The organism is Hymenobacter jejuensis (assembly GCF_006337165.1).
Classification (GTDB): Bacteria; Bacteroidota; Bacteroidia; order Cytophagales; family Hymenobacteraceae; genus Hymenobacter; species Hymenobacter jejuensis.
Window position 1 is genome coordinate 1,789,619 of the sequence record NZ_CP040896.1, and the last position, 26,431, is coordinate 1,816,049.

Annotated in this window: 23 protein-coding genes; 15 read left to right on the forward strand and 8 right to left on the reverse strand. The window is 55.5% G+C overall.

What is annotated here, in order from left to right:
* Positions 1-63 precede the first annotated feature (63 nt).
* A complete protein-coding gene (locus tag FHG12_RS07260) occupies positions 64-1,323 on the reverse strand; it encodes an ABC transporter permease (RefSeq protein WP_139515098.1) in 1,260 nt (419 codons plus the stop codon).
* Positions 1,324-1,517: 194 nt separating this feature from the next.
* Here FHG12_RS07260 and queA point away from each other — a divergent pair, with 194 nt between their 5' ends.
* The 8 genes from queA (at position 1,518) to FHG12_RS07300 (ending at position 7,693) form a co-directional block, all read left to right on the forward strand.
* The gene (gene queA, locus FHG12_RS07265; RefSeq protein ID WP_139515099.1) at positions 1,518-2,567 is read left to right on the forward strand and encodes a tRNA preQ1(34) S-adenosylmethionine ribosyltransferase-isomerase QueA; all 1,050 of its coding nucleotides are present in this window, start codon (positions 1,518-1,520) and stop codon (positions 2,565-2,567) included.
* A 117-nt stretch (positions 2,568-2,684) separates the two neighbouring features.
* Positions 2,685-3,395, forward strand: a complete 711-nt coding sequence (locus FHG12_RS07270; protein WP_139515100.1) for a 2-C-methyl-D-erythritol 4-phosphate cytidylyltransferase — start codon at positions 2,685-2,687, stop codon at positions 3,393-3,395.
* Positions 3,396-3,478: 83 nt separating this feature from the next.
* The gene (locus FHG12_RS07275; protein ID WP_139515101.1) at positions 3,479-4,258 is read left to right on the forward strand and encodes an enoyl-CoA hydratase-related protein; all 780 of its coding nucleotides are present in this window, start codon (positions 3,479-3,481) and stop codon (positions 4,256-4,258) included.
* 321 nt (positions 4,259-4,579) lie between these two features.
* Positions 4,580-5,167: a DUF4142 domain-containing protein gene (locus FHG12_RS07280; RefSeq protein ID WP_139515102.1), complete on the forward strand. Its 588-nt coding sequence runs from the start codon at positions 4,580-4,582 to the stop codon at positions 5,165-5,167.
* 38 nt (positions 5,168-5,205) lie between these two features.
* On the forward strand, positions 5,206-5,448 hold the full coding sequence (locus tag FHG12_RS07285) for a hypothetical protein (protein WP_139515103.1): 243 nt from the start codon (positions 5,206-5,208) through the stop codon (positions 5,446-5,448).
* 44 nt (positions 5,449-5,492) lie between these two features.
* Entirely contained in the window at positions 5,493-6,086 is a 594-nt protein-coding gene (locus FHG12_RS07290) for a DUF4142 domain-containing protein (protein WP_139515104.1), read from the forward strand.
* Between the two features lie 88 nt (positions 6,087-6,174).
* Positions 6,175-6,846: a DUF4142 domain-containing protein gene (locus tag FHG12_RS07295; RefSeq protein ID WP_139515105.1), complete on the forward strand. Its 672-nt coding sequence runs from the start codon at positions 6,175-6,177 to the stop codon at positions 6,844-6,846.
* 154 nt (positions 6,847-7,000) lie between these two features.
* On the forward strand, positions 7,001-7,693 hold the full coding sequence (locus FHG12_RS07300) for a TMEM175 family protein (protein WP_139515106.1): 693 nt from the start codon (positions 7,001-7,003) through the stop codon (positions 7,691-7,693).
* Between the two features lie 54 nt (positions 7,694-7,747).
* Here the strand turns inward: FHG12_RS07300 and uvrA are convergent, their stop codons facing one another.
* Positions 7,748-10,666 (reverse strand): excinuclease ABC subunit UvrA, encoded by a 2,919-nt coding sequence (uvrA, locus tag FHG12_RS07305; protein ID WP_139515107.1) that lies wholly within the window; start codon positions 10,664-10,666, stop codon positions 7,748-7,750.
* Positions 10,667-10,943: 277 nt separating this feature from the next.
* On the opposite strand from uvrA, the gene FHG12_RS07310 reads away from it, so the two are divergent.
* From FHG12_RS07310 to FHG12_RS07325, 4 genes are all read left to right on the forward strand, one after another.
* On the forward strand, positions 10,944-11,420 hold the full coding sequence (locus tag FHG12_RS07310; protein ID WP_139515108.1) for a hypothetical protein: 477 nt from the start codon (positions 10,944-10,946) through the stop codon (positions 11,418-11,420).
* A 117-nt stretch (positions 11,421-11,537) separates the two neighbouring features.
* On the forward strand, positions 11,538-12,584 hold the full coding sequence (locus tag FHG12_RS07315) for a hypothetical protein (protein ID WP_139515109.1): 1,047 nt from the start codon (positions 11,538-11,540) through the stop codon (positions 12,582-12,584).
* A 228-nt stretch (positions 12,585-12,812) separates the two neighbouring features.
* Positions 12,813-13,469: a hypothetical protein gene (locus tag FHG12_RS07320; protein WP_139515110.1), complete on the forward strand. Its 657-nt coding sequence runs from the start codon at positions 12,813-12,815 to the stop codon at positions 13,467-13,469.
* Between the two features lie 67 nt (positions 13,470-13,536).
* Positions 13,537-13,785, forward strand: a complete 249-nt coding sequence (locus tag FHG12_RS07325; RefSeq protein ID WP_139515111.1) for a hypothetical protein — start codon at positions 13,537-13,539, stop codon at positions 13,783-13,785.
* A 58-nt stretch (positions 13,786-13,843) separates the two neighbouring features.
* Here the strand turns inward: FHG12_RS07325 and asnS are convergent, their stop codons facing one another.
* Positions 13,844-15,238, reverse strand: a complete 1,395-nt coding sequence (gene asnS / locus FHG12_RS07330) for an asparagine--tRNA ligase (RefSeq protein WP_139515112.1) — start codon at positions 15,236-15,238, stop codon at positions 13,844-13,846.
* Positions 15,239-15,464: 226 nt separating this feature from the next.
* Here asnS and rpoN point away from each other — a divergent pair, with 226 nt between their 5' ends.
* The 3 genes from rpoN to FHG12_RS07345 all read left to right on the forward strand — a co-directional run bounded on the left by rpoN (position 15,465) and on the right by FHG12_RS07345 (position 21,437).
* Positions 15,465-17,042: an RNA polymerase factor sigma-54 gene (rpoN, locus tag FHG12_RS07335; protein ID WP_139515113.1), complete on the forward strand. Its 1,578-nt coding sequence runs from the start codon at positions 15,465-15,467 to the stop codon at positions 17,040-17,042.
* 85 nt (positions 17,043-17,127) lie between these two features.
* Positions 17,128-17,757: a hypothetical protein gene (locus FHG12_RS07340; RefSeq protein ID WP_139515114.1), complete on the forward strand. Its 630-nt coding sequence runs from the start codon at positions 17,128-17,130 to the stop codon at positions 17,755-17,757.
* A 158-nt stretch (positions 17,758-17,915) separates the two neighbouring features.
* Positions 17,916-21,437 (forward strand): PAS domain-containing protein, encoded by a 3,522-nt coding sequence (locus tag FHG12_RS07345; protein WP_139515115.1) that lies wholly within the window; start codon positions 17,916-17,918, stop codon positions 21,435-21,437.
* A gap of 44 nt (positions 21,438-21,481) precedes the next feature.
* Here the strand turns inward: FHG12_RS07345 and FHG12_RS07350 are convergent, their stop codons facing one another.
* The 5 genes from FHG12_RS07350 to kynU form a co-directional block, all read right to left on the reverse strand.
* On the reverse strand, positions 21,482-21,943 hold the full coding sequence (locus FHG12_RS07350) for a LytR/AlgR family response regulator transcription factor (protein ID WP_139515116.1): 462 nt from the start codon (positions 21,941-21,943) through the stop codon (positions 21,482-21,484).
* Between the two features lie 231 nt (positions 21,944-22,174).
* On the reverse strand, positions 22,175-23,560 hold the full coding sequence (locus tag FHG12_RS07355; RefSeq protein ID WP_139515117.1) for an FAD-dependent oxidoreductase: 1,386 nt from the start codon (positions 23,558-23,560) through the stop codon (positions 22,175-22,177).
* Between the two features lie 127 nt (positions 23,561-23,687).
* On the reverse strand, positions 23,688-24,287 hold the full coding sequence (locus FHG12_RS07360; RefSeq protein WP_139515118.1) for an alpha-ketoglutarate-dependent dioxygenase AlkB family protein: 600 nt from the start codon (positions 24,285-24,287) through the stop codon (positions 23,688-23,690).
* Positions 24,288-24,331: 44 nt separating this feature from the next.
* Positions 24,332-24,988 (reverse strand): hypothetical protein, encoded by a 657-nt coding sequence (locus FHG12_RS07365; RefSeq protein WP_139515119.1) that lies wholly within the window; start codon positions 24,986-24,988, stop codon positions 24,332-24,334.
* 131 nt (positions 24,989-25,119) lie between these two features.
* On the reverse strand, positions 25,120-26,418 hold the full coding sequence (gene kynU, locus FHG12_RS07370) for a kynureninase (RefSeq protein WP_139515120.1): 1,299 nt from the start codon (positions 26,416-26,418) through the stop codon (positions 25,120-25,122).
* Positions 26,419-26,431 lie beyond the last annotated feature (13 nt).

The window sequence follows — 26,431 nt, forward strand, 5'->3', positions numbered from 1 at the left end:
AATAATTGACCGCGGATTACACCGCCTTGGGAAGCGAACGGGGATGCGAAAAAGCGCTGACTGCTACTTCGATCGGATGGCGATTACGGGGTCCATGTTGGCGGCCAATACGGCCGGGATGATGCCCGCCAGCATCCCAATGACAACCGACACGGTCAGCCCCAGCGCGATGTTGCCGCCCGACAGAAACAAGGGCATGGAATCCTGAGGGATAATCGTGATCAGAAAGACCAGGAAAATGCCCGCCGCTCCACCGATGAGGCACAAGAAAATCGCCTCGAACAAAAATTGGAACAGGATAAAGTAGTTCTTGGCGCCCAATGACTTTTGTATGCCGATGATGTTGGTGCGTTCCTTCACCGACACAAACATGATGTTGGCGATACCGAAACCGCCTACCAACATGGCAAAGCTTCCGATCACAGCGCCTGCAACTCCGATTACCGAAAACAGCTTGGTGATAGCGTTGGCCAGCATCTCGGGTCGGTTCAGGGCAAAGTTGTCTTCCTCGCGCGGCTTTAGCCCGCGGATGTTGCGCAGCACCCCTTGCAGCTCATACTCAAGGTTGAGCAGGCCGGCATCTTCGTCGCGGCCTTTGACGGCGATAGTCGGCGTAACCCCCGTCATGCCGCCCGTGTTGAGGGCAAACATTTTGGTGAAGGACGTAAACGGAATCAGGCAATTGGTGTCGTTACTGGGCGTATCGAGCAATTTCTTGCCTTCTTTCTGCATCACCCCAATCACGATAAACTTCTGACCGCGCGATTTGAATTCGCGGCCCAGCGCTGTACCATTAGGAAACAAGTTTTGTGCGATATCGGCCCCGACCACAGCCACGTTGCGGGCCGACTCGATTTCTTGGGGTGTAAAATAGCGCCCTTCGGCAATAGGCACATCCGACACCTTGCGGAAGTCAAACGTCACGCCCTGGAAGTTGCAGTCTGACAGGCTGTTGCTTCCGGCTTTAAAAGTATTGCCGCTGGTGCTGGCAAAAATGGCAATGCCGTTGTTATTGGGACCAAGGTTCTTTTGCAGCTCCCGAAACTCGCGCACGGAAGGCACAGGCCGGTTAAAATATTTCCACCAAGGATAATCGCCCCCGAATGCCCAAGGCCACTTGGCTACGTATATAACTTTATCGCCTACAAAGCTCATGCTCTGCCGCACGTTGGCTTCCAGCGAATCGACCACCGCAAACACGGCAATGATGGCAAAAATACCCACCGTAACGCCCAGCAGCGAAAGAATGGTACGCAACAAATTCGATTTTAGAGCTTGCCACGCAAAGCGGAAACTTTCCAGGGTCAGACGCAGAGTTTTCATGAGCTTGGGGCTAAACGACTGAGCAATAAACAACTGGCGTAAAACAGTGCCCTAACGAGTAGGCACCTAGTTATCAACCATTTAGCTATTCAAGCCGATTTCGGGCGAAAAGTAACGATTTATCCGGCCAATGTCCGTACTTTCGCACCCTCAAATTTTTCATTAGGTTCCCCACCTATTGCCCAAACTGTCCCATGAAACTGTCCGAGTTCAAATTTGACTTGCCTGAGAGCCTGCTAGCACAGCATCCCGCCAAAAATCGCGACGAATCGCGTCTGATGGTGTTGCACCGCGACAGTGGCAAGATTGAGCACCGTGTCTTCAAGGACATCATTGAATATTTCGACGAAGGCGATGTTTTCGTTGTCAACGATACCAAAGTGTTTCCGGCACGCCTCTATGGCAACAAGGAAAAAACCGGCGCCAAGATTGAAGTTTTCCTGTTGCGCGAGCTGAACAAGGAAATTCACCTGTGGGATGTGCTCGTTGATCCGGCCCGTAAGATTCGGGTTGGCAACAAGCTCTATTTCGGCGAAAGCGACATGGTGGCGGAAGTGATCGACAACACTACCTCGCGCGGCCGGACCATCAAGTTTCTGTTCGACGGCTCCGACGAGGAGTTTTACAAAGCGCTGCACGACCTAGGCGAGACGCCCCTACCCCGGGAAGCCATCACCCGCGATGCTGAGCCCGCCGACAAAGACCGTTACCAGACCATCTATGCCAAGCACACAGGTGCCGTGGCAGCCCCTTCGGCGGGCCTTCACTTCACGCGTGAGGTTATTAAACGCCTGGAAATCAAGGGGGTAGACATGGTACCAGTTACATTGCATGTAGGCTTGGGCACGTTCCGCCCCGTGGATGTGGAAGACCTGACCAAGCACAAAATGGACTCGGAGAACTTCATCGTACCGGCCGAATCGGCAGTGGTGGTGAACCGGGCTTTGGATGCCAAAAAGCGTGTGTGCGCCGTGGGTACTACCTCGATGCGGGCGCTGGAGTCGTCGGTATCGGCCAACAGCCGTCTGAAGGCCAACGAAGGCTGGACCGACAAATTCATCTTCCCGCCTCACGAATTCAAAATCGCGAATACGCTGCTCACAAACTTCCACATGCCCGAAAGCACGCTGATGATGCTGGCTTCGGCATTTGCGGGTCACGATTTCCTGATTGAAGCGTATCAAACAGCGATCAAAGAGAAATACAAGTTCTTCAGCTACGGCGACGCCATGCTGATTCTGTAATTGGCAGCGTAGTGCTTTGCCTGGCTCTTGGCTGGAAAAAAGTCTCCGTACACTCTTAAAAGCCCGGTACATTTGCCGGGCTTTTTTATTGTCAGATACCAAGCAGTTTCCTGGTTTATGAGCACGAGCAAAGGACCGACGCTTCCCCGATTTGCCATCTTGGTAGCAGGCGGCAGCGGCACACGCATGGGCGCCGACCGACCCAAGCAATTTATGGAACTGCTGGGCGAGCCAGTGCTTCTGCATACGTTGCGGCGCTTCACCGAGTCGGTGTTGCAGGTGCAGCAGTGCGTGGTGGTGCTCCCGGCCAACCAGTTTACGACTTGGCACCAGCTCTGTGCGCAGCATGGGATTTCGATTCCACATACGGTGGTGGCCGGGGGCGTGACACGCTGGGCATCGGTGCGTAATGGGCTGAAGTTCCTGAGTGAGCCTACAGAAGGAATTGTGGCGGTACACGACGGCGTTCGGCCCTTGGCATCGACGACTATTATTGAGAACACATACGCGGCCGCGGCTGAGCACGGAGCAGCCATTGCGGCCGTCGCCCCCAAGGATTCGGTGCGGGGGCTCTCCAAAGAAGGCTCGTACGCCATGGACCGATCGCGGCTGCGACTAGTTCAAACGCCCCAGTGCTTCGAGCTGAATCTACTGCGTCGGGCTTACGAGCTGCCCGAGTTGCCTACCTTCACCGACGACGCCAGCGTAGTGGAAGACCTTCACACAATTCATTTGGTAGCAGGAGATTATAGCAATATCAAAATAACTACGCCCGAAGATTTGGTACTCGCCGAAGCCCTGATGCGCGCCCGCCAAACCGCCGATTAGCCTGGGCGTTTCGCCGCGGTTCCGGGCGTTCCGAGTACCTTTCAGCGTTTCCACCCGTTTTCCACCCGCCAACTTTTGCCCTTATGTATACCTGCCTGCTCTACGACGTGCGCGACGCTGTAGCCACCATTACCCTCAACCGGCCCGACGTTTTTAATGCTTTCAACGATCCGCAGAGCTATGAGCTACAGGATGCCCTGAAGCAAGTAGCCCGCGATGCGTCGGTGCGCGCGGTAGTGCTCACGGGGGCCGGGCGCGCCTTCTGCTCGGGCCAAGATCTGAAAGCGGCTCAAGGCGACGAGAAGCGCTCCTTCTACGACTCGCTGCACAAGCGCTACAACCCTATCATTCGGGCGATGCGCAATTTACCCAAACCCATTATCGGGCGCCTCAACGGGGTGGCGGCGGGCGCGGGCTGCTCGCTGGCGTTGGCCTGCGATGCGCTGATTGCCTCTACAGAAGCCTCTCTTATTGAGGTATTTATCAATATTGGCTTGGTACCCGACTCGGGCTCGTCGTATTTTTTGCCGCGCCTTGTGGGCACCCTGAAAGCGTTTGAGCTCTGCACCTTGGGCTCGAAGGTTACGGCCGAAGAAGCGCTCCGGCTGGGCCTTGTAAACCAAGTCGTGGCTCCCGAGGAGCTGGACGCTGCCGTGGCGGCGCTGGCCGCGCGCTATGCTGCCGCGCCCACCAAATCCATCGGCCTGATTAAGCAGATGTTGAACAAAGCCGGCGCTGCTTCGCTGGACGAAATGCTTGATTACGAGGCTTATTGCCAACAGATTGCCGGCGAATCGGCAGATTACAAGGAAGGCGTAACCGCATTTTCCGAAAAACGCAAGCCCGTGTTTAAAGGCGAATAATGCCTGCTTGTTACCAGACACCCAATCCGAAAGGCCGCTGAGCAATCAGCAGCCTTTTTTGTGTTAACGATCGTAGCCATTTTATTATAAACATTTGATAATCAATATAATATACAACAAAACAATTCTTGAACCCAACAGCAAGCAATAACAGCTTGCTATAAGGTGATGCCGCGGGGCAACTGCATAATTGATGCGGGTGCGATCGAAACAGGCAAGGCTTCTTAGGATGCCCAAACCGGACTCGAAGTAAACCACTGACCCATGCCGCCGTATAGTTCCCTACTACCCAGCGACATTGCTGTCTAATTACCTTGGTTTATGCGCCTCGCTCGTCATGTTGTTCCGGTTGTAGTACTGCTCTTGGCTGCCAATGCTTGTTCGCCCGATGCCAGCAAGAAGGACCCCGTCGCGGAGGCCAAGTTTCAGAACGAAAAGCGCATCCGCGATGAAGCCATCACGGACAAGCAGGAGCACGACGCGGAATTCATGGTCACGACGGCCAGCTCTGGCATGCTGGAAACGGAACTAGCTAAGCTAGCCCAGCAAAAAGCCGCCACGCCCGGCCTCAAAACGTTTTCCCAACAGTTGCTGACCCAACACAACGAGCTGAGCGGCGCCTTGCAGGCGCTGGCTAGCCGTAAGGGCATCGTGCTGCCGACGGGCATGAGCGAAGATCAGCAGTCGCAGTATCGCGACGCCGCCGGCCTGACGGGCACCCAATTCGATAAAAAAGTAATGGACCTGCTGGTGAGCGCCCACGAGAAAGACGTGGATGCATTCGACGACATGAGCGACGACGCTTACGACGGCGACATCCGCGGGTTTGCGGCCAAATACCTGCCCACGCTAAAAGACCATCTTAACCAAGCCAAAGAGTTGAAAGACCAAGTCGAAAAACTTCCTTAAAACATAATTAATTCATTATCAACACCTTACACAATCTTATGAAAACTCGCTTTTTGTTTGCGCTGCCTTTGGCGGCGGCCTTGGCCCTTACGGGTTGCAACAATGCCGAAAAACGCACCGATGGCACGGCTGGCGAAGCCGTGACCAACATAGATTCGGCCGCTGCCGAAGGGGGCGTAAAAGCCGACGCGACTGTGATCGACAACGACGCGGGCGCCAATGTGACGGTTGATGCCGATTCGGCCGCTGCGGCCGATAGCACCAGCGCCATGAAGAAATAGCGCTGCTGGATTTTACACAACTATCTTTCTACTAAGCTCTTACCATGAAATACTTTGCTTATGGTTTCCTCGGGCTGGTTTTGCTGCTCGGTGGCAGCAGTTGCTCATCACGCCAGGACGCGGTTGATACTGCACAGAAGGAAAACGAAGCCAAAACCGCTGCCCAGCCTAACACGCCGCCGGCAGTGGAGGACGACAAGAACTTCGATTCGGAATTCATGACCAAAGCGGCCAGCGGTGGTATGCTGGAGGTGGAGCTCGGTACCGCCGTAGCCGCGAAAGGCGCTACGACCGAAGGCAAGCAATTTGGTCAGATGATGGTAAAAGACCATACCAAATCCAACACCGAGTTGAAGGCCATTGCTGCCCGCAAAAACATCACGCTTCCTACCGCTCTCGGCGACGACCATCGCAAAGTGTATGAAGATGTTACGGGCAAAAAAGGCGCGGACATGGACAAGGAATACCTCAAGGAAATGGTGAAAGACCACGAAGAGGACGTGAAGGAATTCACGGAAGCTTCCCAAAAAGCCACCGATCCGGAGATCAAAGCTTTCGCCACCAAAAACGTACCGGTGCTACAGCATCATCTCGACATGGCCAACAAAATGAAAGATGCCGTCGAAGCTCGAAAGTAACTAATTATCTATCAATACGTTACAGAGTATTTTATACTACTCTTTTCTCTCTCTCCTACTACCAAACCAAACCCAAAATTCTCTCACTATGAAAATCACCACCCTTAGCCTGCTGTGTGCGGGTATGCTAGCCCTCGGCGCGTGTAGCTCCAATAGCGGCAAAACCGAAGATGCCAACACGGCCGGCGGCAACGCGGGCGACAACTACATGAACAGCGCCACCAACGGCGACACGTCTGCCGCCAGCATGCCAGCCGGTGCCGATACCAGCAAGGCCTCGGCCATGAACTCGAGCACGGCCCCTGCCGATATGAACGCCAACATGGCTCCCATGACCGATGCGGAGTTTATGATGAAAGCCGACGAAGGCGGGCATAACGAAATCGGACTCAGCAAATTGGCCCTGTCGAAAGGCGTAACCGGCGAGGCCAAAACCTATGCCGACAAAATGATTGCCGACCATACCAAAGCCGGCGCCGAACTAAAGCCCATTGCGCAAAAGAAGAATGTGAAGCTGTCTGGCGACATGGATGCCGAGCACAAAACCATCCGCGACAACATGACCAAGCTTTCGGGTAAGGAATTCGAGAAAGCGTACATGGACCAAATGGTAACGGACCACGTGAAAACGGTAGCGCTGTTTCAGAGCGAAATCAAGAATGGCAAAGATGCTGACGCTAAGGCGTTTGCGTCCAAGACTTTGCCTGTCATTCAGCAGCACACCGATATGGCCAAGAAGGACAGCAACATGAAAATGTAAGCGTCTTTTAGTCAATATCTTACAAAAAGCCGCCTCCGGTAACCGGAGGCGGCTTTTTGTTTGCGTAGCGTTTGCTACTTCTTGTTCAGTGCAGGTGCTACCTTCTATATTTAGACCGATTGCGGCGCACCTTCCCGCGGTCGCAGCGTGCCCCATGAGCCACTCCGACGAAAGACTACCGCTCCAGCAAGACGATCGCATGGAGTTTCAGGTCGAGCGGATGATCTTGTTTACGGATGCCGTATTTGCCATTGCTATCACGCTGCTAATCATTGAGATAAAGGTGCCGGAGATGCACCACCCGACCGAGCAGGAGGCCCTAGGCGCGCTGTTCCGCATAACGCCGAAGTTTGTAGGTTTCTTTATCGGCTTCTTCATCATTGCGATTTATTGGGTGGCCCATCACCGCATTTTTCGCTTCGTGCATAGCTACGATAGCAAGCTCATCTGGATCAATATCCTATTCCTGCTGAGCATTGTGGTTATGCCTTTCACTACGGCTTTTCAGAGCGAATACGTCAACCTGAAAACGCCTTGGATTGTGTACAGCATCAACGTGGCGTTTACCGGGTTTATGCAGGTACGCTTGCAGTCTTACCTCCGCGATCCGGCCAACGGAATTGTGCGGCCAAGGGCAGTGGGCCACCCAGATCTGGACTTAGCACGGCCCTTGATGTCGCCTGCGGTATTTTTGCTCAGCATACTGCTGGCCTATGTACTTCCGGGCTTTATGCTACGGATGCTCCCGATGGTGCTTTTCCCACTTTTTAGCATCTACGTCCGCCGACGTTACAATCGCCAAGCGCAGGTATACAATCATCAAATAACCAGTGGGTTAGCAGCATAAATAAAAAGGCCCTTCACGCTACGCGAAGGGCCTTTTTATTTAGTGAATTACAGGCTAGGCCGCGGTTTCTTCGGCGTACTTGCTGGTTTTCAATTCATCTGCCAAAAACTTACCGGTGTAGCCTTTCTTCAGCTTGGCTACCTGCTCCGGCGTGCCCTGGGCCACGATGGTGCCGCCGCCCCCGCCGCCTTCCGGCCCCAAATCGATGACGTGGTCGGCGACTTTGATTAGGTCGAGGTTGTGCTCAATGATGAGAACGGTGTTGCCCTTGTCGGCCAACTTTTGCAGCACATCGGCCAACAACCGTATGTCCTCGAAGTGCAGGCCGGTAGTGGGCTCGTCGAGGATGTAGAAGGTCTTGCCGGTGTCTTTCTTGCCGAGCTCGGTGGCCAGCTTCACGCGTTGGGCTTCGCCGCCGGAAAGCGTGGTAGCCTGCTGACCCAAAGTTAGGTAGCCCAAGCCTACTTCATTGAGCACCTGAATCTTACGAATGATTCGCGGCTGATTTTCAAAATACTCCACGGCTTTCTCAACGGTCATGTCGAGTATATCAGTGATGCTCTTGCCTTTGAAGCGTACTTCCAGCGTTTCGCGGTTGTAGCGGCGGCCTTTGCAGGTTTCGCAGGGCACGTGTACGTCGGGCAGGAAGTTCATTTCGATGGTGCGCATGCCAGCTCCTTCGCAGGTTTCGCAGCGTCCGCCCTTCACGTTGAACGAGAACCGGCCGGGCCCGTAGCCCCGGATTTTGGCTTCGGGCAACGAAGCAAACAGCTGCCGAATCTCGGTAAAGACACCGGTATAGGTCGCCGGGTTGGAACGCGGCGTCCGACCGATCGGCGACTGATCGACCTCAATTACTTTATCGATAAGATCCAGACCTTCAATACTTAGATAGGGCAGCGGATCGCGCTTGGCGTTGAAAAAGTACTGATTCAGAATTGGATACAGCGTGTCGTGAATCAGCGACGACTTGCCCGAACCCGATACGCCCGTCACGGCGATGAACTTGCCGAGCGGAAACCTGGCTGTTACGTTTTTCAGGTTGTGGCCTTTGGCACCTTTCAGCACCAATTCGCCGCCTTCGCCTTTGCGCTTTTTCTTGCGCAGCTCAATGTGCTTGGCCCCGCTCAGATACTGCGACGTGAGGCTACCCGACTCGAAAATCTCCGTGGGTGACCCGTGTGCCACAATGTGACCGCCGTGCACGCCCGCGCCAGGACCAATATCCAGCACGTAGTCGGCATGCATGATCATGTCCTTGTCGTGCTCCACCACAATCACGGAGTTTCCAATGTCGCGCAGGTGTTGCAGGGCCTTTATAAGGCGCTCATTATCACGCTGATGCAAACCAATACTGGGTTCGTCCATGATGTAAAGCACGCCAACCAGTTGGGTACCAATCTGGGTGGCCAAGCGAATACGCTGCGACTCGCCGCCGCTCAAAGTCCGGACGGAGCGGTGCAAATCGAGGTATTCCAGGCCCACTTCGAGCAGGAAGCCGATGCGCTTGCGAATCTCTTTGAGCAGCTCGCGGGCAATCAGGTTCTGACGATCCGACAGGCGGCTTTCCAAGTCTTCAAACCAGTTGCTCAGCTCTTTAATGTCCATCACCGACAACTCGCCGATGTTTTTGTCCGCAATTTTAAAGTGCAGCGACTCGCGCTTCAGACGGTAGCCGTGGCACTCGGGGCACTCCTTGGCCTGCGTGTATTGCTGGATCCACTCCCGAATATTGTCGGAGTCGGAATCCATCTGGCGGCGCAGAAACGGAATAATTCCCTCGAAGGGCTCGATGTAATTGGCCTTTTTCGGGTCGGCGTCTTCCTCTTCCGGAATGCCGTAGAGCAGACGTTGCACTAAGTCTTCGGGCAGCTTTTCGATCGGCGTCGAGAGGCTGGCTTTGTTCTTTTTCAGAATAAGCTGTAGCTGCTGAAAAATCCAGATGTCGCGGTACTCGCCCAGCGGCGCAATACCGCCGCGGCTGATGCTCAGCCTCTTATCCGGCATTACGGTTTCCTCCGTGATCTCCTGCACCTCGCCTAAACCGTTGCAGGTTGGGCACGCGCCGTAGGGTGAGTTGAACGAGAACGTGTTTGGCGCCGGATCGTCGTAGGCAATGCCGGTGGTCGGGTCCATGAGAAAGCGCGAGAAGAACTGCGTTTTCTTTGAGTCGGGGTCGAGTACCAACATGGTGCCTTTGCCGTGGGTCAGAGCATTTTGCACCGAGCCCGACAGGCGGAACCGATCTTCGGCCGTCACCTTCAGCCGGTCGATGACGATCTCAATATCATGAATCTTGTAGCGGTCAACCTGCATTTTGGCCGTGATGTCGAGCAGTTCGCCATCGACGCGCACTTTCGTAAAGCCCAGTTTAGCAACCTGTTGGAAGAGTTCGCGGTAGTGGCCTTTGCGCCCTTTCACAATGGGGGCGAGCACCACCAGCTTGCGGTCGGCGAAGTGCTTGAGGATGTAATTAATGATCTGCTCGTCGCTCTGCCGGATCATCTTTTTGCCCGTGGCGTAGCTAAACGCTTCGGCTGTGCGGGCATAAAGCAAGCGCAGAAAGTCGTAGATCTCGGTAATAGTGCCCACCGTGGAGCGCGGGTTGCGCGAGGTGGTTTTCTGCTCGATGCTGATCACCGGCGACAGACCCTCAATCTTATCGACGTCGGGGCGCTCTAGGCCGCCCATGAAGGAGCGTGCGTAGGCCGAAAACGTCTCCATGTAGCGACGTTGTCCTTCGGCATAAATCGTATCGAATGCCAGCGACGATTTGCCAGAACCCGAAATGCCTGTAAATACCACCAGCTTGCCACGCGGAATCTGAACGGACACGTTCTTCAGGTTGTGCTCGCGAGCGCCATATACCTCAATATAAGGGGCTTCCACATCCGTGGCATGGCCATTGGAAGAGGGTGCAAGCGCAACCGGTTGAGAAATGGACTTGAGAGCGGCAGTTGTTTTCTTGGCCATGCAGTGCGAAGCGAATAAGTCCGCAAAGGTACGCAAAACGCGCTCCTTTGGCTACCCCGAATAGCTTATTTGCCAGTGCTTTTAGTGCTGAATCGGAGGCTAGCCCACCGGACGTTGTTCCGGGCAGATGGGGTACAACACGGAAGGCCGCCGATTTGTCCCTTCCGATGCAAATTCTACCAGACAATCTGGAGCAGGGGCTGACCCATCGGCAAGATGCTAGTTGGCCTTGTTCTTGCAACTGGCTGGGCTTCGTCACCTTTCCAAAGCTTTCAGCATGAAACTCGTTCCTAAAATTGTTCTTTCCGGCTTGTTTGGCTTGTTTTTACTTGGTGCTTCGGCCCCAGCCCAAGCCCAGATCAACATCAACATCAATACGCCATCGTGGGGCCCGCCCGTGACCTCGAGCAATGTGCAATACTATTATATCCCGGAAGTAGAGGGCTATTACGACCTGCGCGCGCAGAACTACGTGTACCAACGCGACGGCCGCTGGATGCGCGTGGCGTCGCTTAACGGCTACAATCCCAACACCTTTCACCCGGTCATTATCGATTACGTGGGGGCTCAGCCTTGGGTGCGCATCAACGAATACAAAGTAAAATACCCGAAAGGCGGTCATCCGCACGGCATGCCTCCTGGGCAAGCCAAGAAGCTGAGAAGCAGCGCTGTATATGCAGTGCCCGTGTACCAAGAGCAGCAAGGCGGCAAAGGGCACGGTAACGGAAATGGCAAAGGCCACGGCAAGCACTAGCCTTTTTCTTCTGATAACATTATAACCAGGCTCGCCCGCAACGGCGAGCCTGTTTGCGTTTGGGTGGACAGAGAACGCCGGCACCGCCGTATCATTGCGGCAATCAACGGCTTGGTCATGATACAACTTCTTCGCAGGCGACCGCAGCTGTTTGTTTTTCTACTGGCGTTCTCGCTGGTAGCAAGCAATGCCTATTTGCTGCTCGTCAACCATAGGCCTGAGTTTGCCAGCGACGAGCAAAACTACTTACGCATGGCGCGGGGCGAGTTCGCCTTGGTGCCCACTGTACACCGTTACCGGATTCTGCTCCCGGCGTTGGCCCGCGGAGTAGCCGAAGTGCTTAGTCTTTTGCAGCGCTTTCGCGGTGTATCGCAATTGTCTCTGCCATTGGGAGTTAGCTTTTTTATCCTGAATACGACTTTCGCGGCGCTCACAGGGCTGCTGCTTTACCGCATCGCAAAAATGCATGGCGCTACTTCTTTTGCAGCCTTGCTGGGCATGGTGGCTGTAATGACCAGCGGCTCCATGACGTATATCACAGGGCTGGCGTTGGTGGATAGCCCGGCGGGGCTGGTAGAGGCAACGCTGTTTTATGCGCTCGTGGCGCGCTCGCGCCCTTTCCTATTGGCATCTATCGCCGCTTCGTTAGTGGTCAAGGAACCGCTGGGGCTGTTTCTGCCCATTGCCGTGTACTACGGAAATTTTGTGCCGTGGTCGCAACGCCTCGTCGCGGTGGTTGTGGCAACGCTACTGGCAGCCGGGCTCCACTTCGCAATGGATGCGCTGTTGCCTCTTTCGCCGCTTCTCAAGCCGCAAGCAAACCTGCTGCTGCACCATGCTATCCGCGCCTTTTATCGCCTGCGCATGCTTACCTCTATGACCGGGCTATTGGCGGCAGTGAGCGTGTTCGGTGGGTTCAATCTCATTCTTCTTGGCGGACTCACAGGCGGCAGAGCAAGCATTCGCACTTGGGCCGCGCAACTACACCCCAGTGCGCCGTGGTTTTTGGGAGTTGTCTTTGCCCAAGTTCTCTTATCGGCCGACATCAGCCGAATGCTACTGCTGGCCGGGCCTATTGTGGGAACTGCCATTGCCCTGATTTTGGACGGGCATCCGCTATTTGTGTCCTTTCGCCGCCAGCTTGATATGGTACCCCGCGTCTGAAACGTTCTGCTCTTAGCCACTGGTGTTGCCAAGACGCGCTGCAAGCGTGATATTCTGGCTTAAGCCGCCGCAAAAACAGTTAAATCACTTTTGCAATACATTGGTTACTAGACCATTAAACCTTTGTTCCCAAACGCTGTCTAAGCCCCGTATGCGTAAAAAAAGCCAATAAATTGGCGCTTTTATTGCATATGTAGCGTTACAACTAGTTCATCTCACCCTCAAGCCATGAAATTGTTCTCCAAATCCGCGGTGGTACTCTTGCTGGGACTGCTGCTGGCGGGTGTAGCGGCCCCGGCGCAAGCCCAGGTCAGCATAAATATCCAAACACCGGGTTGGGGCCCGCCGGTGCGCTCCAACGCTCAATACTATTACATCCCTGAAATCGACGCTTACTACGACCTCTACGATCGGTCGTACGTGTTCTTCGACGGGGTAAACTGGCTGCGCTCGTATCAGTTGCCGGTTGCCTACCAAGGGTATGATCCTTACCAGTTTCACCCGGTAGTCATCGACTACATCGGGGCACAGCCTTGGGGCTATATCCGCGATCACCGGCTGCGCTACCGCTCGGGGTATGCTTATGGTTACGGCCAACCGCGTGTGGTGGTAGCCCAACCTTATTATGGTGCAGCCAGAGGTGGTTACTATAATCAGCCTCGTGCCCAATACCGTGAGCAGTATGGCCGCAGTGGCAACTACGGCGGCAATTACAGTAGCCCACGCCCCGACTATGATCGTCATCGGGACAACGACCGTGGCAACAACGGCAACGGATACGGCCGTGAAAACGGTGGGTATGACCGCGGCAACGGTAACAACGGCAATGGTCGCGGCAACAACGAAGGCCGCAACAGCCAAGGCCGTTACGGCCGCGGCCGGTAGGCTTCGCCCTAATTGATTAAAAAGCCCTGCGTTAGCTGACGCAGGGCTTTTTTCGTATAGATCTAGTATGACCGCCGACTACAAACCCATCAGCTGCAGCTTCTACGATGAGCTAGAAGCCCGCGCCACCCAGCGCCAACCCTGCACCCTCACCTACCGCACCGAAGCAGACACGCCGCCTAGTACTTATCACGGCATCATCGCCGATCTGTTCATCAAAAACAAGGTCGAGTATTTGCGCTTGGAAGACGGCTTCGAGTTGCGCCTCGACGCCATAGTGGCCGTGGACGACAAAGAGTTGCGCGAGTATTGCTAACAAAAAAGGCAACTTCATATGAAGTTGCCTTTTTCTTAACTAATTCACAATCAGGCAATTAAAATTCAGCGTTCTTCGGGAAGCGCGGGAAAGGAATCACGTCGCGGATGTTGGCCATGCCCGTTACAAAGAGTACCAAGCGCTCGAAGCCCAGCCCGAAGCCAGCGTGCGGGGCCGAGCCGAAACGGCGCAGGTCGAGGTACCACCAGAGCTCTTCTTCGGGCACATTCATCTGGGCCATGCGCGCCTGAAGCTTTTCCAGGTTTTCTTCACGCTGCGAACCCCCGATGATTTCGCCAATGCCGGGAAACAGGACGTCCATGGCGCGCACCGTGCGGTTGTCGTCGTTGAGCTTCATGTAGAAAGCCTTGATATCCTTTGGGTAGTCGGTCAGGATGACGGGCTTTTTAAAGTGCTTCTCGACTAGGTAGCGCTCGTGCTCGCTCTGCAAATCGGTGCCCCAATCAACGGGAAACTCAAACTTCTGCTTGGCTCCTTTCAGAATCTCAACGGCCTCGGTGTAGGTAAGGCGCTGGAAACCGTTGTCGACCACAAACTGCAAGCGACCCAGTAACTCCTTGTCGTACTGATCGTTGAGAAACTGCAAGTCGTCCGGGCATTTCTCCAGAGCGTAGCGCACGAGGCTCTTGAGGAAATCCTCGGCCAAGTCCATGTTGTCCTGCAAGTCGTAGAACGCCATCTCCGGCTCAATCATCCAGAACTCGGCCAGGTGGCGCGCCGTGTTGGAATTTTCGGCCCGGAAAGTAGGCCCGAACGTGTACACCTTGCCCAGCGCCAACGCCGCAATTTCGCCTTCCAGCTGGCCTGAAACGGTCAGGTTTGTCTGCTTCCCAAAGAAGTCCTCTTTATAGTCTACCGAGCCGTCGGCGGTGCGCGGCGGATGCTCGGGGGGCAACGTGGTTACGCGGAACATCTGGCCCGCACCCTCGGCGTCGGAGCCGGTGATGATGGGCGTGTGCACGTAGTAGAAGCCGTGGTCGTTGAAGTACTGGTGAATGGCAAACGCCAAGGCATGGCGCACGCGCAACACGGCCCCAAAGGTGTTGGTACGCGGGCGCAGATGGGCAATCTCGCGCAAAAACTCCAGCGAGTGGCCTTTCTTCTGCAACGGATACGTTTCGGGGTCGGCTTTGCCAAGTACCTCAATATCAATTGCTTGTATTTCAACCGTTTGGCCTTTGCCTTGCGAGGCTACAAGCTGGCCTCGCACGGCCACGCAGGCACCGGTTGCGACGTCCTTCAGGGTTTCTTCCGGAAATTTCTCCGCGTCGGCTACTACCTGTAGATTATGGATGGTAGAGCCGTCGTTGACGGCAATGAACTGCACGTATTTATTGCCGCGGCGCGTACGCACCCAGCCTTTTACCAATACTTCGCGCTCCAGTTCCTGGCTGCGAAGCAGTTCCTGCACGCTCGACCTTCTGAGGGACATCGGATTTTACTTTTGAATGGAAATTCGAAGCCGCAAAGGTAGGAGTTTTGAAAAGCGGCGAGAAAGGAAAAAAGCGGAGTCAGAGTTGTGTCACCCGCCCACCCAAGCAAGGGAGTTGCTCTTTCGCCCAATGCCAAACTTTTTTACCGAAACCCAAGTAGAGAAAGGGCTTATATTTGAAGTAAAACCCCGTCAGTCTTTGGCGGGGCGTACGCGTTTTTGGAGTATGCAACGACTGGATATGAAGCAGCTTCTCTCGCAGAAGCTGTCGCCTCAACAAATACAATTCATTAAGCTGCTGCAAATTCCGACGGCAGAGTTGGAGGCGCGCATCAAAGAAGAGCTGGAAGTTAATCCGGCGTTGGAAGAGGGAGAAGACAACGATGAGGAATTCGAAGAGCAGGAACGCGACGACTCCGACGACAGCGACGAAGATTTCGACAACGACCCCGACGCGGAATTTGACAACGACGACAACACACTCGACGAAGACTTCGACGAGCGTGCCGAAGAGCAACCCGAAATAGAAATACCCATCGCCGACGACACGCCCGACTCCAAGGACAGCGAAGACCTTGACCTAGGCGACTACCTCAACGACGACGAAATCGCGGGCTACAAAATGCAGGGCGATGGCCCGGGCGAGCCCGACGACGACCGCGAAATGCCATTGGCCGACACAGGCGCTTCGCTCATGGATTCGCTGCTGGACCAGCTGGGCTTTGCCGACTTAGACGAAAAGCAGGAAGCCATTGGTCGTCAGCTAATTGGCTCTATTGACAACGACGGCTACATCCGGCGCGATTTGTCGGCCATTGCCAACGACCTGGCTTTTTCGCAGAACATCGAAGCTACCACGGCCGAAATAGAAGCTGTGCTGCATTTGGTGCAATCGTTCGATCCGCCGGGCATTGCCGCCCGCGACTTGCAGGAGTGCTTGCTGCTGCAACTCGAGCGGCGTCCGCAGGAAGAAATTACGGAAGCCGCCGAGCGTATTCTCAACGAGTGCTACGACGAGTTTACGAAGAAGCACTACCAGCGCATTCAGCAAAAGCTGGACCTGGAAGACGAAGAAATCAAAGAAGCTATTGCCCTGATTCTCAAGCTCAACCCCAAGCCCGGCGGTACCGGTCCGATGGGCATGGGCAAGGTCCAATACATCATTCCTGACTTCATCCTAACCCTCGAAAACGGGCAGTTTAACCTGACGCTGAACTCGCGCAACGCCCCCGATTTGCGAGTCTCGCCGGCGTATACCGAGATGTTTCAGGCCTACGATAAGGCGTCGAAGAAGGACAAGAAAATGAAGGAGGCCGTGACCTTCGTTAAGCAAAAACTCGATTCAGCCAAATGGTTTATCGACGCCATCCGGCAGCGTCAACAGACCCTGTTGCGCACCATGGATTCGATTGTGCGCTACCAGCACGAGTTCTTCCTGGAAGGCGACGAGAGCAAGCTCAGGCCCATGATTTTGAAGGACATTGCCCAGGAAATTGGCATGGACATCTCGACGGTGAGCCGCGTGGCCAACTCCAAATCGGTGCAAACCGAGTTTGGCATTTACCCGCTGAAATACTTCTTCTCCGAAGGCATCGCCACCGATTCGGGCGAGGATGCCTCGTCGCGCGAGGTGAAACACATCCTGAAGGAAATCATCGACGGCGAGAGCAAAGCCCGCCCCCTGTCGGACGACAAGCTGGAGAAAATGCTCAATGCCCGCGGCTACAACATTGCCCGCCGCACGGTGGCCAAATACCGCGAGCAGCTGAATATTCCGGTAGCGCGGCTGCGTAAGGAGTTGTAAATAAGATATTTACCATCAAACACAAAATGGGGTTGAGCCAAGCGCTCCGCCCCATTTTTGTGTTTTAAGCATTGCGCCGGTTGTTTTGAATAAGTTGTTGGCGATGGGACTGTCGGTGGTTTTTCACCCGCTGCTGATGCCGTCTTACTTGTATTACGTGGTGTGTTACCAGCTTTCGGGCGTGGTGCTACACCCGCTGCTGCCCGAGCGGTGGGTGGTGTTGGGAACGGTGGTTTTATTTACGCTGGTTCTGCCAACGCTGGGTACGGGCGCCCTCTATGCGCTGGGGCTGATCGATTCGGTGCAGTTACGCAAGCGCCAACAGCGGACTTGGCCTTTCCTGCTGGCGACGGTAAGCTTCGCGGCAGCGGCGGTTGTGCTGTGGCAACCGCATCGCTTCGACGCGCTGCTGAGCTACATAATAGCGGGCATGGCCGTCGCGGTTGCTTTAACCTTCGTGGTTACGTTGCGCTGGCAAATCAGCGCGCACGGCGTGGGAGTTGGCGGGGCCACAGCGTGGCTGGCGCTGCTGTCTTTGAAATCGGGCACTAGCAGCCCGGCCCTGGGATGGCTCGTAGGCTTTAGCCTGATTGCATGGGCAGTCGTAAGCGCCCGCCTCGCTCTGAATGCCCACACGCCCGCGCAGGTATGGGCAGGCCTGGCTTTGGGCGTGGGCGTTGCACTTGGCTTTGGGCTAGGCCTATATGTTTTATAATGATCTGATTATTAATTATTTATGAAAATAAAAATTTGAGATTTCCTTTCGTAGCTCCTCCATAACACGATTTTGGCGCCGGCGTCGGATCGCGGCTTGGGAGCGGGCAGTTAGTTGCTGTATCTTTATCGGTTACTTACCTGCCCTTGCCCTCCCGTATGCCCGTTTCTGCGCTGTCTGCCCGCTCCGAATCCGGAGACGTTTTGCTTGCCCAACTGCACGAAGAGCGCACCCGGCGCCAGCAAGCCGAAGCCCGCATCACCGAACTGGAACAAGCTCTGCAACAAGCACGTATCGAAACCGAGTTGCAGCGCACTCGCCTTTACGCGTTGGTGCGGAACCTACAAATTGGGGTGCTACTCGTCGACAACGACGGCCGGGTGGTGCTGCTTAACCAGCGCTTCTGCGAGATTTTTGGCTTATCGGAGTCGCCGGCCGCTTTGGTCGACGGCAACACGGGCGTCACGCTGGGAGCGCGCATCCAGCACAACTTTCCCGATCCGGCGGCCTACATGGCCCGTGCTACGGCCCTGCGCCAAGCCGGGCGCACCGTACTGAACGAAGAAGTAGTGCTCACGGATGGCCGCATGCTGGAGCGCGATTACATCGTGCTGGACGCTACGATGGCCGGCCGCCTGGTGTGCTACCGCGACGTTACGAAGCGCTACCAGCGAGAGGCTCAAATCCGCAACGTTTCGCACATTCCGGAGCAAAACCCCAATCCGATTATGCGGCTGACCGCGGCTGGGGAATTGGTTTATGCCAACCCTGCTGCCGCCAAACTAGCTCAGGCCTTAAAGGCAGAAGATGACACCCTGAAGGCGCAACTTCTGGCCTTGGTAGCTGTGGCGATCCAGACGGAAATGCACCAAAGCCAGGAGATCACCACAGGCGCGCACTACTACCTGCTGACGGTGGTGCCGGTGCCGGGCCAGGCCTACGCTACGCTTTATCTGACAGATATCACGGCGCAGCGCACCGCCGATCGCCAACTCGCTGACCAACAAGGCTTTTACGAGGCAATTCTGAATCAGCTCCCCGCCGATATTGGTGTCTTTGATACCCACCATCGCTACTTGTTTGTCAATCATGTGGGCATTAAAGACGCGGCGCTGCGGAAATGGATCATCGGCAAAGATAACTTCGACTACTGTGCGTACCGTAATCGCCCGACGGAGATTGCCGAGCAACGTAAGCAGGCATTCGATGAGATCATCCGGGACCGGAAACAGGTAACCTACGAGGAATCCATGATGGGCCCCGACGGCCCGCGGCGGCTGTTGCGGTGCCTGCAGCCGGTGTTCCATCCCGACGGCTCGGTGCACATGATTCTGGCCTATGGCCTTGACATCACGGAGCGCCACCAGGCCCAACAGCAGCTGGCCGAGCAACGAGAGTTCTACGAAACAATTCTCAACGAGCTTTCGGCCGGCATTGCGGTTTTCGATCCAAGTCACCGCTATTTGTTCGTCAATCCGGGAGCCATTAAAGATCAGGAAATCAGGCAGTGGGCCATCGGCAAGACCGATTTGGAATACTACGCCCGCCGCAATCATCCGCAGGAAGCCGCCGCGGAGCGCCGGCGACTATTTGACCAAGCCGTGCAGGAGCGAGCCGAAGTGCAGTGGGAAGAATCTATCGCGTCGGAGAGTGGTGTGCGCTTCATTTTGCGGCGACTGCGCCCCGTGTTTGGCCCCGACGGCGCGCTGCGGCTGGTCATCGGAACGGGCCTCGACATCACCGATCGGCATTTGGCCGAAGAGCGGCACCGGCAAAGCGAAGCCTTGGTATCGGAGCAGCAGGAGTTTATCCGGCAGATCGTCGATAGCTCGCCTAACTTCCTGTACGTGACCGACCAAGCCGGCGACCTTCTGTTTACCAACGCGACCTTCCGCGACCTCACCGAGCGCAGCCTTCACCTGAACGTATCGTTGCAGGACGAAAGCGCTGAAGCGGCCGAAATGCGGCAGTTGCAGGAGTGGCACGACCACGTGCTGGCTACCGGCCACGACATTATGGAAGAGATGTCGTTTACGCTGGCTTGCGGCGAAGTGCGGCAGCTGCAAGTCGTAAAGCGACCGCTGCGGCGGCCCACAGGCACGATTGAAGTACTTACGGTGGCCACCGACATCACCGAATTTAAGCGGGCTCGCCGCGAAGCGGAAGCTGCCGCCCACGCCCGCGAAAATTTCCTGGCCAACATGAGCCACGAAATCCGCACGCCCATGAACGGGGTATTGGGCATGGCCAGTTTGCTAGCGCGCACGCCACTAAATTCGCAGCAGCGCGAGTACGTCGACATCATTCGTAACTCGGGGGGGCACCTGCTAGGCGTGCTTAACGATGTGCTGGATGTAGCCAAAATTACTTCGGGCAAGCTCGAACTGGAACACATTCCTTTCGACCTGAACAACACCATCACCAAGATCGGCCAGACGCTGGCTTACCGGGCAGCAGAAAAAGGTATCGACTTCGTTATCAGCCCCATACAGCTCCAACATCCGCTGGTAGTTAGCGACCCGCAGCGACTGAGCCAGGTGTTGCTCAACTTGCTCAGCAACAGCATCAAGTTCACGGAGCAGGGCAGCATCTGCTTTGAAGGCGCGTTGCAAGCCGAAACGGACACGACAGCCACCATTAGTTTCCGCGTAATCGATACGGGCATGGGCGTACCCATTGATAAGCAGGAAGCCATTTTTGCCAGCTTCGCCCAAGCCTATGCCAACACCACGCGTCGCTTTGGCGGCACAGGGCTGGGCCTCACGATCAGTAGCAGCCTGGTCGAGCAGTTGGGCGGGCGACTGGTGATGTGCAGCGAACCCGGCCAGGGCAGCACGTTCAGCTTTACGCTTACTTTCGAAAAAGCCGCGGCAGACGTCATAAACCAAGTGATTGATAATGAATCACATACAAATCATAATACAGAGCAAGTACGGGGAATGCGGGTGCTCTTGGTGGAAGACCATGATGTGAACCGCCAACTTGCCCAACTCGTGCTGGCCAACTACGACGTGCAGGTTGATGCCGTTTCGGACGGCCCGACGGCGCTCAAGCTGTTTGCCGAAAAGCTGTACGATATCATCCTGATGGACATTCAGATGCCGGGCATGAGCGGCTTAGAGGTGACGGCCCACATGCGCCAACACCCCGATACCGTACGCGCCCAAACCCCAATTATTGCCCTGACTGCCAACGCTTTCCGAGCGGACAATGAGAAATACCTGGCGGCTGGCTTAGACGAATGCTTGCCCAAACCCTTTGAGGAAGCAGAGTTATTGCGCAAGATGCTGGCCCTGAAGCGAACGGACATTGTCCCGATGGCCCCGCTTTTTGACCTAGACCAGTTGTATCACATTGCGCAGGGCAGCGCGGAGTTTGTAATCAGCATTCTTGACTCCTTCTTGGCCACTACGCCCGCCGCTTTGCAGCAACTCCAGGAAGCCGTAGCCGCCGCCGACTGGACGCAGGCCGCTGCCCTAGCGCACAAAATAAAGCCCTCGTTGAAGCTGCTTAACGTGCACGCTTTCACCGATCCTATCCAGACCCTGGAAGCAACGGTTGCGGCTGAAATGTCGCGCCGTGAGGCCGCACAGCAGATCATAACCACCCTACCCCTTGTCCTAAGCCAGATTCAGGATTGGCTGCAAACGCATAAAGCAACCGCTATGAATACGGTTTGATCCGTGCTCACCAGCAGACCCAAAACAAGCTGATTGCCAAGCAATTACAGCTTTACATCAGAGACAATAGCGTTTGGGGCAAATGGCAGCAGCACCTCGGTAGAGGTGTCAGCGGGCTGCAGGCAGCGCTCGCGAACCTTTCTCAGCGCTTGCTGGAAGCGGGCATAATCGAACGGCTTGACGAGGTAGTCGGTAACACGCAGCTCAAAAGCCTCCCAGCCAAAATCTTCGTGGGCTGTGGTGAGCACCACTTGGGGCGGCTCGGGCAACAGCCGGAGCATATCCAGGCCGTTGAGCTCGGGCATTTCTACGTCCAGAAACAACACGTCAACCTGGCGGCCGGTGCTAAAGAAGTTTAACCCTTCTACGCTGCCCGAAAGTGACGCCGTAAGCTGGAGTGAATTGGTAATTTTCACATAATGCTCCAACGTCAAGCGGTTGATTTCGTCGTCGTCAATAATAGCACAAGTCAGGACGGCAGGAACAATGGGTGGGGCTTGTGCCATGCGTAGCAAAATACGTTTATAGTGCGATTATAAATGTCTCTAAAGCTGCTTAATCAGCAAATCTTCAGCAATATAAACGACTATCCTCTATTGCAGAACAGCAGAACGCTAACCCGTATAATTAATACAATTAAATCTATTTCGAGTTATAAATTTATATAACAAAATTATATACACAGCATCATAATGATTTGCAAATCAAATAGTTATATAAATCTGTTATTATATAATTTATTGATTCATTTCCTGCTGCACTAACTGCTGTACCTCGGGCAGATCATAATCTGCTTCGGTTTGAATGTGCTGCATGAGGCGGCCCATGATGCTCTCCTGCCGTTTGCCGTTAGCAAGTGCCTGTGCATAAGGCATATGCGAAAAAGTAACTTGCGAGTAAAGCGGCATCCACTGATCGGGATACTGCGCCGAAATCTTGCTTTCGATCTTTTTTTGCAGCAAAAAGCGTGGGTCGGCGACCCGATCGCGCATTTCCTCAAAATTGTAGATTGCCAGGTCAGCAATAGCGTCGGCGTCGGGCTTGCGGCGTTGTTGAAACGCGGCAAATACAGCGTGCCAGTCGTTGTGGTATTCTTCAATCAGGCTATCCAACACGGAGCAATCTTCAAAGCCGGCGTTCATGCCTTGCCCATAAAAAGGCACGATGGCGTGCGAAGCATCCCCAAGCAACACTACTTCATCGGCGAAGGCCCACGGATAACAGCGAATCGTGACCAGCGAGCCGGTCGGATTTTGAAAAAATTCCGTTGCCAAATCGGGAAGCAACGGAACCACATCCGGAAAAACCTTTTGAAAAAAGGCGAGAACCTGCTCATCCGTTTGAAGGGCGGCGAAAGAATTTTCGCCCTCGTAGGGGAAAAACAAGGTGCAGTTGAACGAGCCATCGAGGTTGGGCAGCGCGATCATCATATACTGGCCGCGTGGCCAAATGTGGAGCGCATTTTTCTCCATTTGCCACTGCCCGTCGGGGCCGGGCTCGATGTTTAGCTCTTTGTAGCCGTATTCCAGAAAGCTCTGCGAGTACTCGTAGCGATCGGTTTTTTGCATGGCGGCCCGCACCGCAGAAAAGGCTCCATCAGCTGCAAACAGGCGCTGAAACGTGCGGGTCTGCTCGGTATTCGTCGTTACATCGCGCAGTTTCAGGCGTCGTTCGCGCAAATCGACGTGGGTGCATTGTTGGTTGAAATGCAGCCGGATCTGCGGATTGGCCTCTGCCAGATCGAGTAATTTTTGGTTGAGGCCCGCTCGCGAAACAGAGTAAATCGCCTGATTTTCTTTGCCATACGGCTGAAACGTAAGCTGCCCTTGCTGGTCGTGCATGACGCGCCGATACATCGGAATGGCCACCTGCCGCACTTCTTCGCCAATCCCGACGCCCTCCAGCGCTTTCCAACCCCGATCGGAGAGCGCTAGGTTGATGGAGCGCCCTTCTTCGGCGCCCGCGCGGCGTAGGTCGGCGCGCCGCTCAAACACATCCACCGAGTACCCCCGACGGGCCAGGTAGAGCGCCAGCAGCGAACCCACCAAACCGCCGCCCATCACCGTGAGCGAATCAGAGGAAACGGCATCGGCCGCAGCAGAAGAAAACGGGGTATCGGACATAGGGCAACACAAACTAATTCAGGCTCAGGTCAGCAACGAGCGAATGTAACCGTTTGTTGGCACTGCGCCCGCCAACGAAAATACGACTCACCATTACACCTACTATCCCTGCGTATAATCCCTTGAATTACAAAGGCATAACTACACGAAATGTCAGGTTGAGACGTGGACCGACGGGGCGCGTGGTTTTGGGTACGGCATGCAGCCAATGCTGCTGCGTGGAGCCCTGCATAAGCAATAAGCTCCCCGACGGCAGGTCAAGCGAAAGGGGTTCGTGGGGCGTGCGGTGCGGGTCGCGGGGCTTGAGGCGAAAGCGACGCACCGCTCCTAGGCTTACCGAAGCAATCACGGGTTCCGGGCCCAGTTCCGGTTCGTTGTCGGCGTGCCAGCCCATGCTATCTTGGCCGGCGCGGTAAAGATTGAGCAGCACACTGTTGAAAACGGTACCGGCAGCGGCTTCTACCTGGTGGCGAAGGCGCTGCAAGGCCGGCGTCCAGGGTTGCGGCTCCAGCGACAGGCCCGAATACCGGTAGCGTGCCGCCGCGTCGCCGTGCCAGGACGTGAGGCGGGGCTGCAGCACGGGTTTGCCGTACAAAACCAAGCTTTCTTGCCGCCACGGAATGGTGTCCGTGAGCTCCTGCAACAGAACATCGGCTTCGGTGGCCGGCAGAAAATCGGGGTCGAAAAGCACTTCAGCGTTGGGCAATCCCAAGGACGTAAGTGCCATACTATCAATTATTTACAAAAAAAATAAAGCTAAGCAGCTTTCCTTTAATGGCTTAGGCCATTGGCAACAATCATGCGGCCCAAGTATTGCGCAGCCAGCATGTACATACCTACCTGAAGTAGTGCGCAGACCGCAAATGGAATCAGCCAGCCCCGGCTCTGGAACGTACTGGTGCGGATGTAGCGCGGCCAAAACCACCAGTTGTAGGCGATGATGGCGGGCAAATTGAATAAGGCTGCAAACCACGACGTTGGGCCCATGCGCTGTAGCACGACCGCCCCAATGACAATGTAAAGCACCATAAACACGACCAAGCGCACCAGCGCCCCGGTTTGGCGCAACACTTTCAGGTTGATACCCAGCAGCGCACCACCGGCCAGCATCGAGAACATCACCGAAAACAGCGTGATGGTCAGGGGCGAATACAGCGCCGGGCCGGTTTGGGTCTCTCCCTCTTCCAGTTCCGTCGCTACGCGTTCGGCCTGCCGTTGGAGTTCGGCTTCCTTTTCGAGTTGCACGCGCACAACGGCTTCTAGCTCCGGCCGAATCAGGGCCGTATCGGGGTGCGGATGTCCCCGGCGGGTGAGTTCGTCGAGCGCGGCCAGTACGGCATCGTCGCGGTATTGCGCACGGCCAAGCACGTACTGCTGAAGCTCAGCATCGGTTTTGCGGGCCATTTTGTCCGCATACTCTTCGGCCATCGGAATCAATTAATTGACAATTAGCAATAAGCGCCCCACGAAGCAACTGGAAACTCTAGCTGCTTTGTTGAACGCAGAACAAACAAAATCGGCTGATAACCAGCCGATTTCTTCTTGGTACAACACCGATTTTAGTTTTTTAAATCGTCGGCTTTAACCAAAAATGCTTTGGTCAGCAACTCGGCCGCCCGGTACACGTCTTGGAAGGAATTGTAGAGCGGTACCGGCGCCAGCCGAATGACGTTGGGCTCGCGCCAGTCGGCGACCACACCGGCCTCGCTCAGTTCATCGAACACGCGGCGGCCATTTTGGTGAACCAACAGCGAAAGCTGACACCCCCGCGCCGCCGGATCGGCGGGCGTAATGATTTCGAGTACCGAGGCGGGCAGTTCCAAGCGCTGGATCAGAAACTCGAGGTAGCCGGTCAGCAATTCGCTTTTGCGCCGCAGCGCTTCCATACCACCCGCCGCTTCTACAATATCGAGGGCGGCGCGGTGAACAGCCATCGGAAGTATCTGACCATTAGATAGTTGCCAGCCAGCTGCTCCCGCCATTGGCCGGAAGCCCTTGCGCATTTTGAAGCGCTCGGAAGCGTCGTGACCCCACCAACCGGCAAGGCGCAACAGGTCAGGCTGATAGGCGAAACGCTCGTGCACAAACACGCCCGAGGTGCCGCCGGGGCCAGAATTGAGATACTTGTAGGTGCACCAGCAGGCGTAGTCCACGTCCCAGTCGTGCAGGTGCAGCGGAATGTTGCCGGCCGCATGGGCCAAATCAAACCCGACGGTAGCACCCACGGCATGACCGGCACGCGTGATGGCAGCCATGTCGTAGACCTGGCCCGTGTAATAGTTGATGCCGCCCATGATTACCGTGGCCAGCGAATCGCCCAACTCCCTGATTTTGGCTTCGATGTCTTCGGTGCGCAAGGTGTATTCGCCCTCGCGGGGCTGAAGCTCCACAATGGCCTCGTCGGGGGAAAAGCCATGCAGCTTCACCTGCGATTCGAGCGCGTACTGATCGGAAGGGAAAGCACCGCCCTCCATCAGCACTTTGTAGCGCGTAGCCGTGGGCCGATAAAAGGATATCAGCAGCAAGTGCAGATTCACGGTGAGCGTGTTCATCACCACTACTTCCAGAGGCCGGGCGCCCACCACGCGGGCGGTGGCGTCGGCGAGGGTTTCGTGGTAATGCATCCAAGGCGAGTCGCCGTTGAAGTGCCCCTCGACGGCCATTTGCTCCCAAGCCGTAAACTCTTGTTCGGCGGCGGCGCGGGCGGTGCGAGGCTGCAAGCCTAACGAGTTGCCGCACAAATAGATACTATCGCCGCCGTGGGGCGCGGGCGGAATGTAAAACCGATTGCGGAAGTCGCGCAGCGGGTCTTGCGCATCGAGTTGGCGGGCGAAGTCGAGGGTGGGTTCGAAGGTCATGGGTAGCAAAGAT

Bases quoted from the DNA above. Each gene is read 5' to 3' on its own strand.
- FHG12_RS07260 (WP_139515098.1), bottom strand. From the start codon at position 1,323: ATGAAAACTCTGCGTCTGACCCTGGAAAGTTTCCGCTTTGCGTGGCAA.
- queA (WP_139515099.1), top strand. From the start codon at position 1,518: ATGAAACTGTCCGAGTTCAAATTTGACTTGCCTGAGAGCCTGCTAGCA.
- FHG12_RS07270 (WP_139515100.1), top strand. From the start codon at position 2,685: ATGAGCACGAGCAAAGGACCGACGCTTCCCCGATTTGCCATCTTGGTA.
- FHG12_RS07275 (WP_139515101.1), top strand. From the start codon at position 3,479: ATGTATACCTGCCTGCTCTACGACGTGCGCGACGCTGTAGCCACCATT.
- FHG12_RS07280 (WP_139515102.1), top strand. From the start codon at position 4,580: ATGCGCCTCGCTCGTCATGTTGTTCCGGTTGTAGTACTGCTCTTGGCT.
- FHG12_RS07285 (WP_139515103.1), top strand. From the start codon at position 5,206: ATGAAAACTCGCTTTTTGTTTGCGCTGCCTTTGGCGGCGGCCTTGGCC.
- FHG12_RS07290 (WP_139515104.1), top strand. From the start codon at position 5,493: ATGAAATACTTTGCTTATGGTTTCCTCGGGCTGGTTTTGCTGCTCGGT.
- FHG12_RS07295 (WP_139515105.1), top strand. From the start codon at position 6,175: ATGAAAATCACCACCCTTAGCCTGCTGTGTGCGGGTATGCTAGCCCTC.
- FHG12_RS07300 (WP_139515106.1), top strand. From the start codon at position 7,001: ATGAGCCACTCCGACGAAAGACTACCGCTCCAGCAAGACGATCGCATG.
- uvrA (WP_139515107.1), bottom strand. From the start codon at position 10,666: ATGGCCAAGAAAACAACTGCCGCTCTCAAGTCCATTTCTCAACCGGTT.
- FHG12_RS07310 (WP_139515108.1), top strand. From the start codon at position 10,944: ATGAAACTCGTTCCTAAAATTGTTCTTTCCGGCTTGTTTGGCTTGTTT.
- FHG12_RS07315 (WP_139515109.1), top strand. From the start codon at position 11,538: ATGATACAACTTCTTCGCAGGCGACCGCAGCTGTTTGTTTTTCTACTG.
- FHG12_RS07320 (WP_139515110.1), top strand. From the start codon at position 12,813: ATGAAATTGTTCTCCAAATCCGCGGTGGTACTCTTGCTGGGACTGCTG.
- FHG12_RS07325 (WP_139515111.1), top strand. From the start codon at position 13,537: ATGACCGCCGACTACAAACCCATCAGCTGCAGCTTCTACGATGAGCTA.
- asnS (WP_139515112.1), bottom strand. From the start codon at position 15,238: ATGTCCCTCAGAAGGTCGAGCGTGCAGGAACTGCTTCGCAGCCAGGAA.
- rpoN (WP_139515113.1), top strand. From the start codon at position 15,465: ATGCAACGACTGGATATGAAGCAGCTTCTCTCGCAGAAGCTGTCGCCT.
- FHG12_RS07345 (WP_139515115.1), top strand. From the start codon at position 17,916: ATGCCCGTTTCTGCGCTGTCTGCCCGCTCCGAATCCGGAGACGTTTTG.
- FHG12_RS07350 (WP_139515116.1), bottom strand. From the start codon at position 21,943: ATGGCACAAGCCCCACCCATTGTTCCTGCCGTCCTGACTTGTGCTATT.
- FHG12_RS07355 (WP_139515117.1), bottom strand. From the start codon at position 23,560: ATGTCCGATACCCCGTTTTCTTCTGCTGCGGCCGATGCCGTTTCCTCT.
- FHG12_RS07360 (WP_139515118.1), bottom strand. From the start codon at position 24,287: ATGGCACTTACGTCCTTGGGATTGCCCAACGCTGAAGTGCTTTTCGAC.
- FHG12_RS07365 (WP_139515119.1), bottom strand. From the start codon at position 24,988: ATGGCCGAAGAGTATGCGGACAAAATGGCCCGCAAAACCGATGCTGAG.
- kynU (WP_139515120.1), bottom strand. From the start codon at position 26,418: ATGACCTTCGAACCCACCCTCGACTTCGCCCGCCAACTCGATGCGCAA.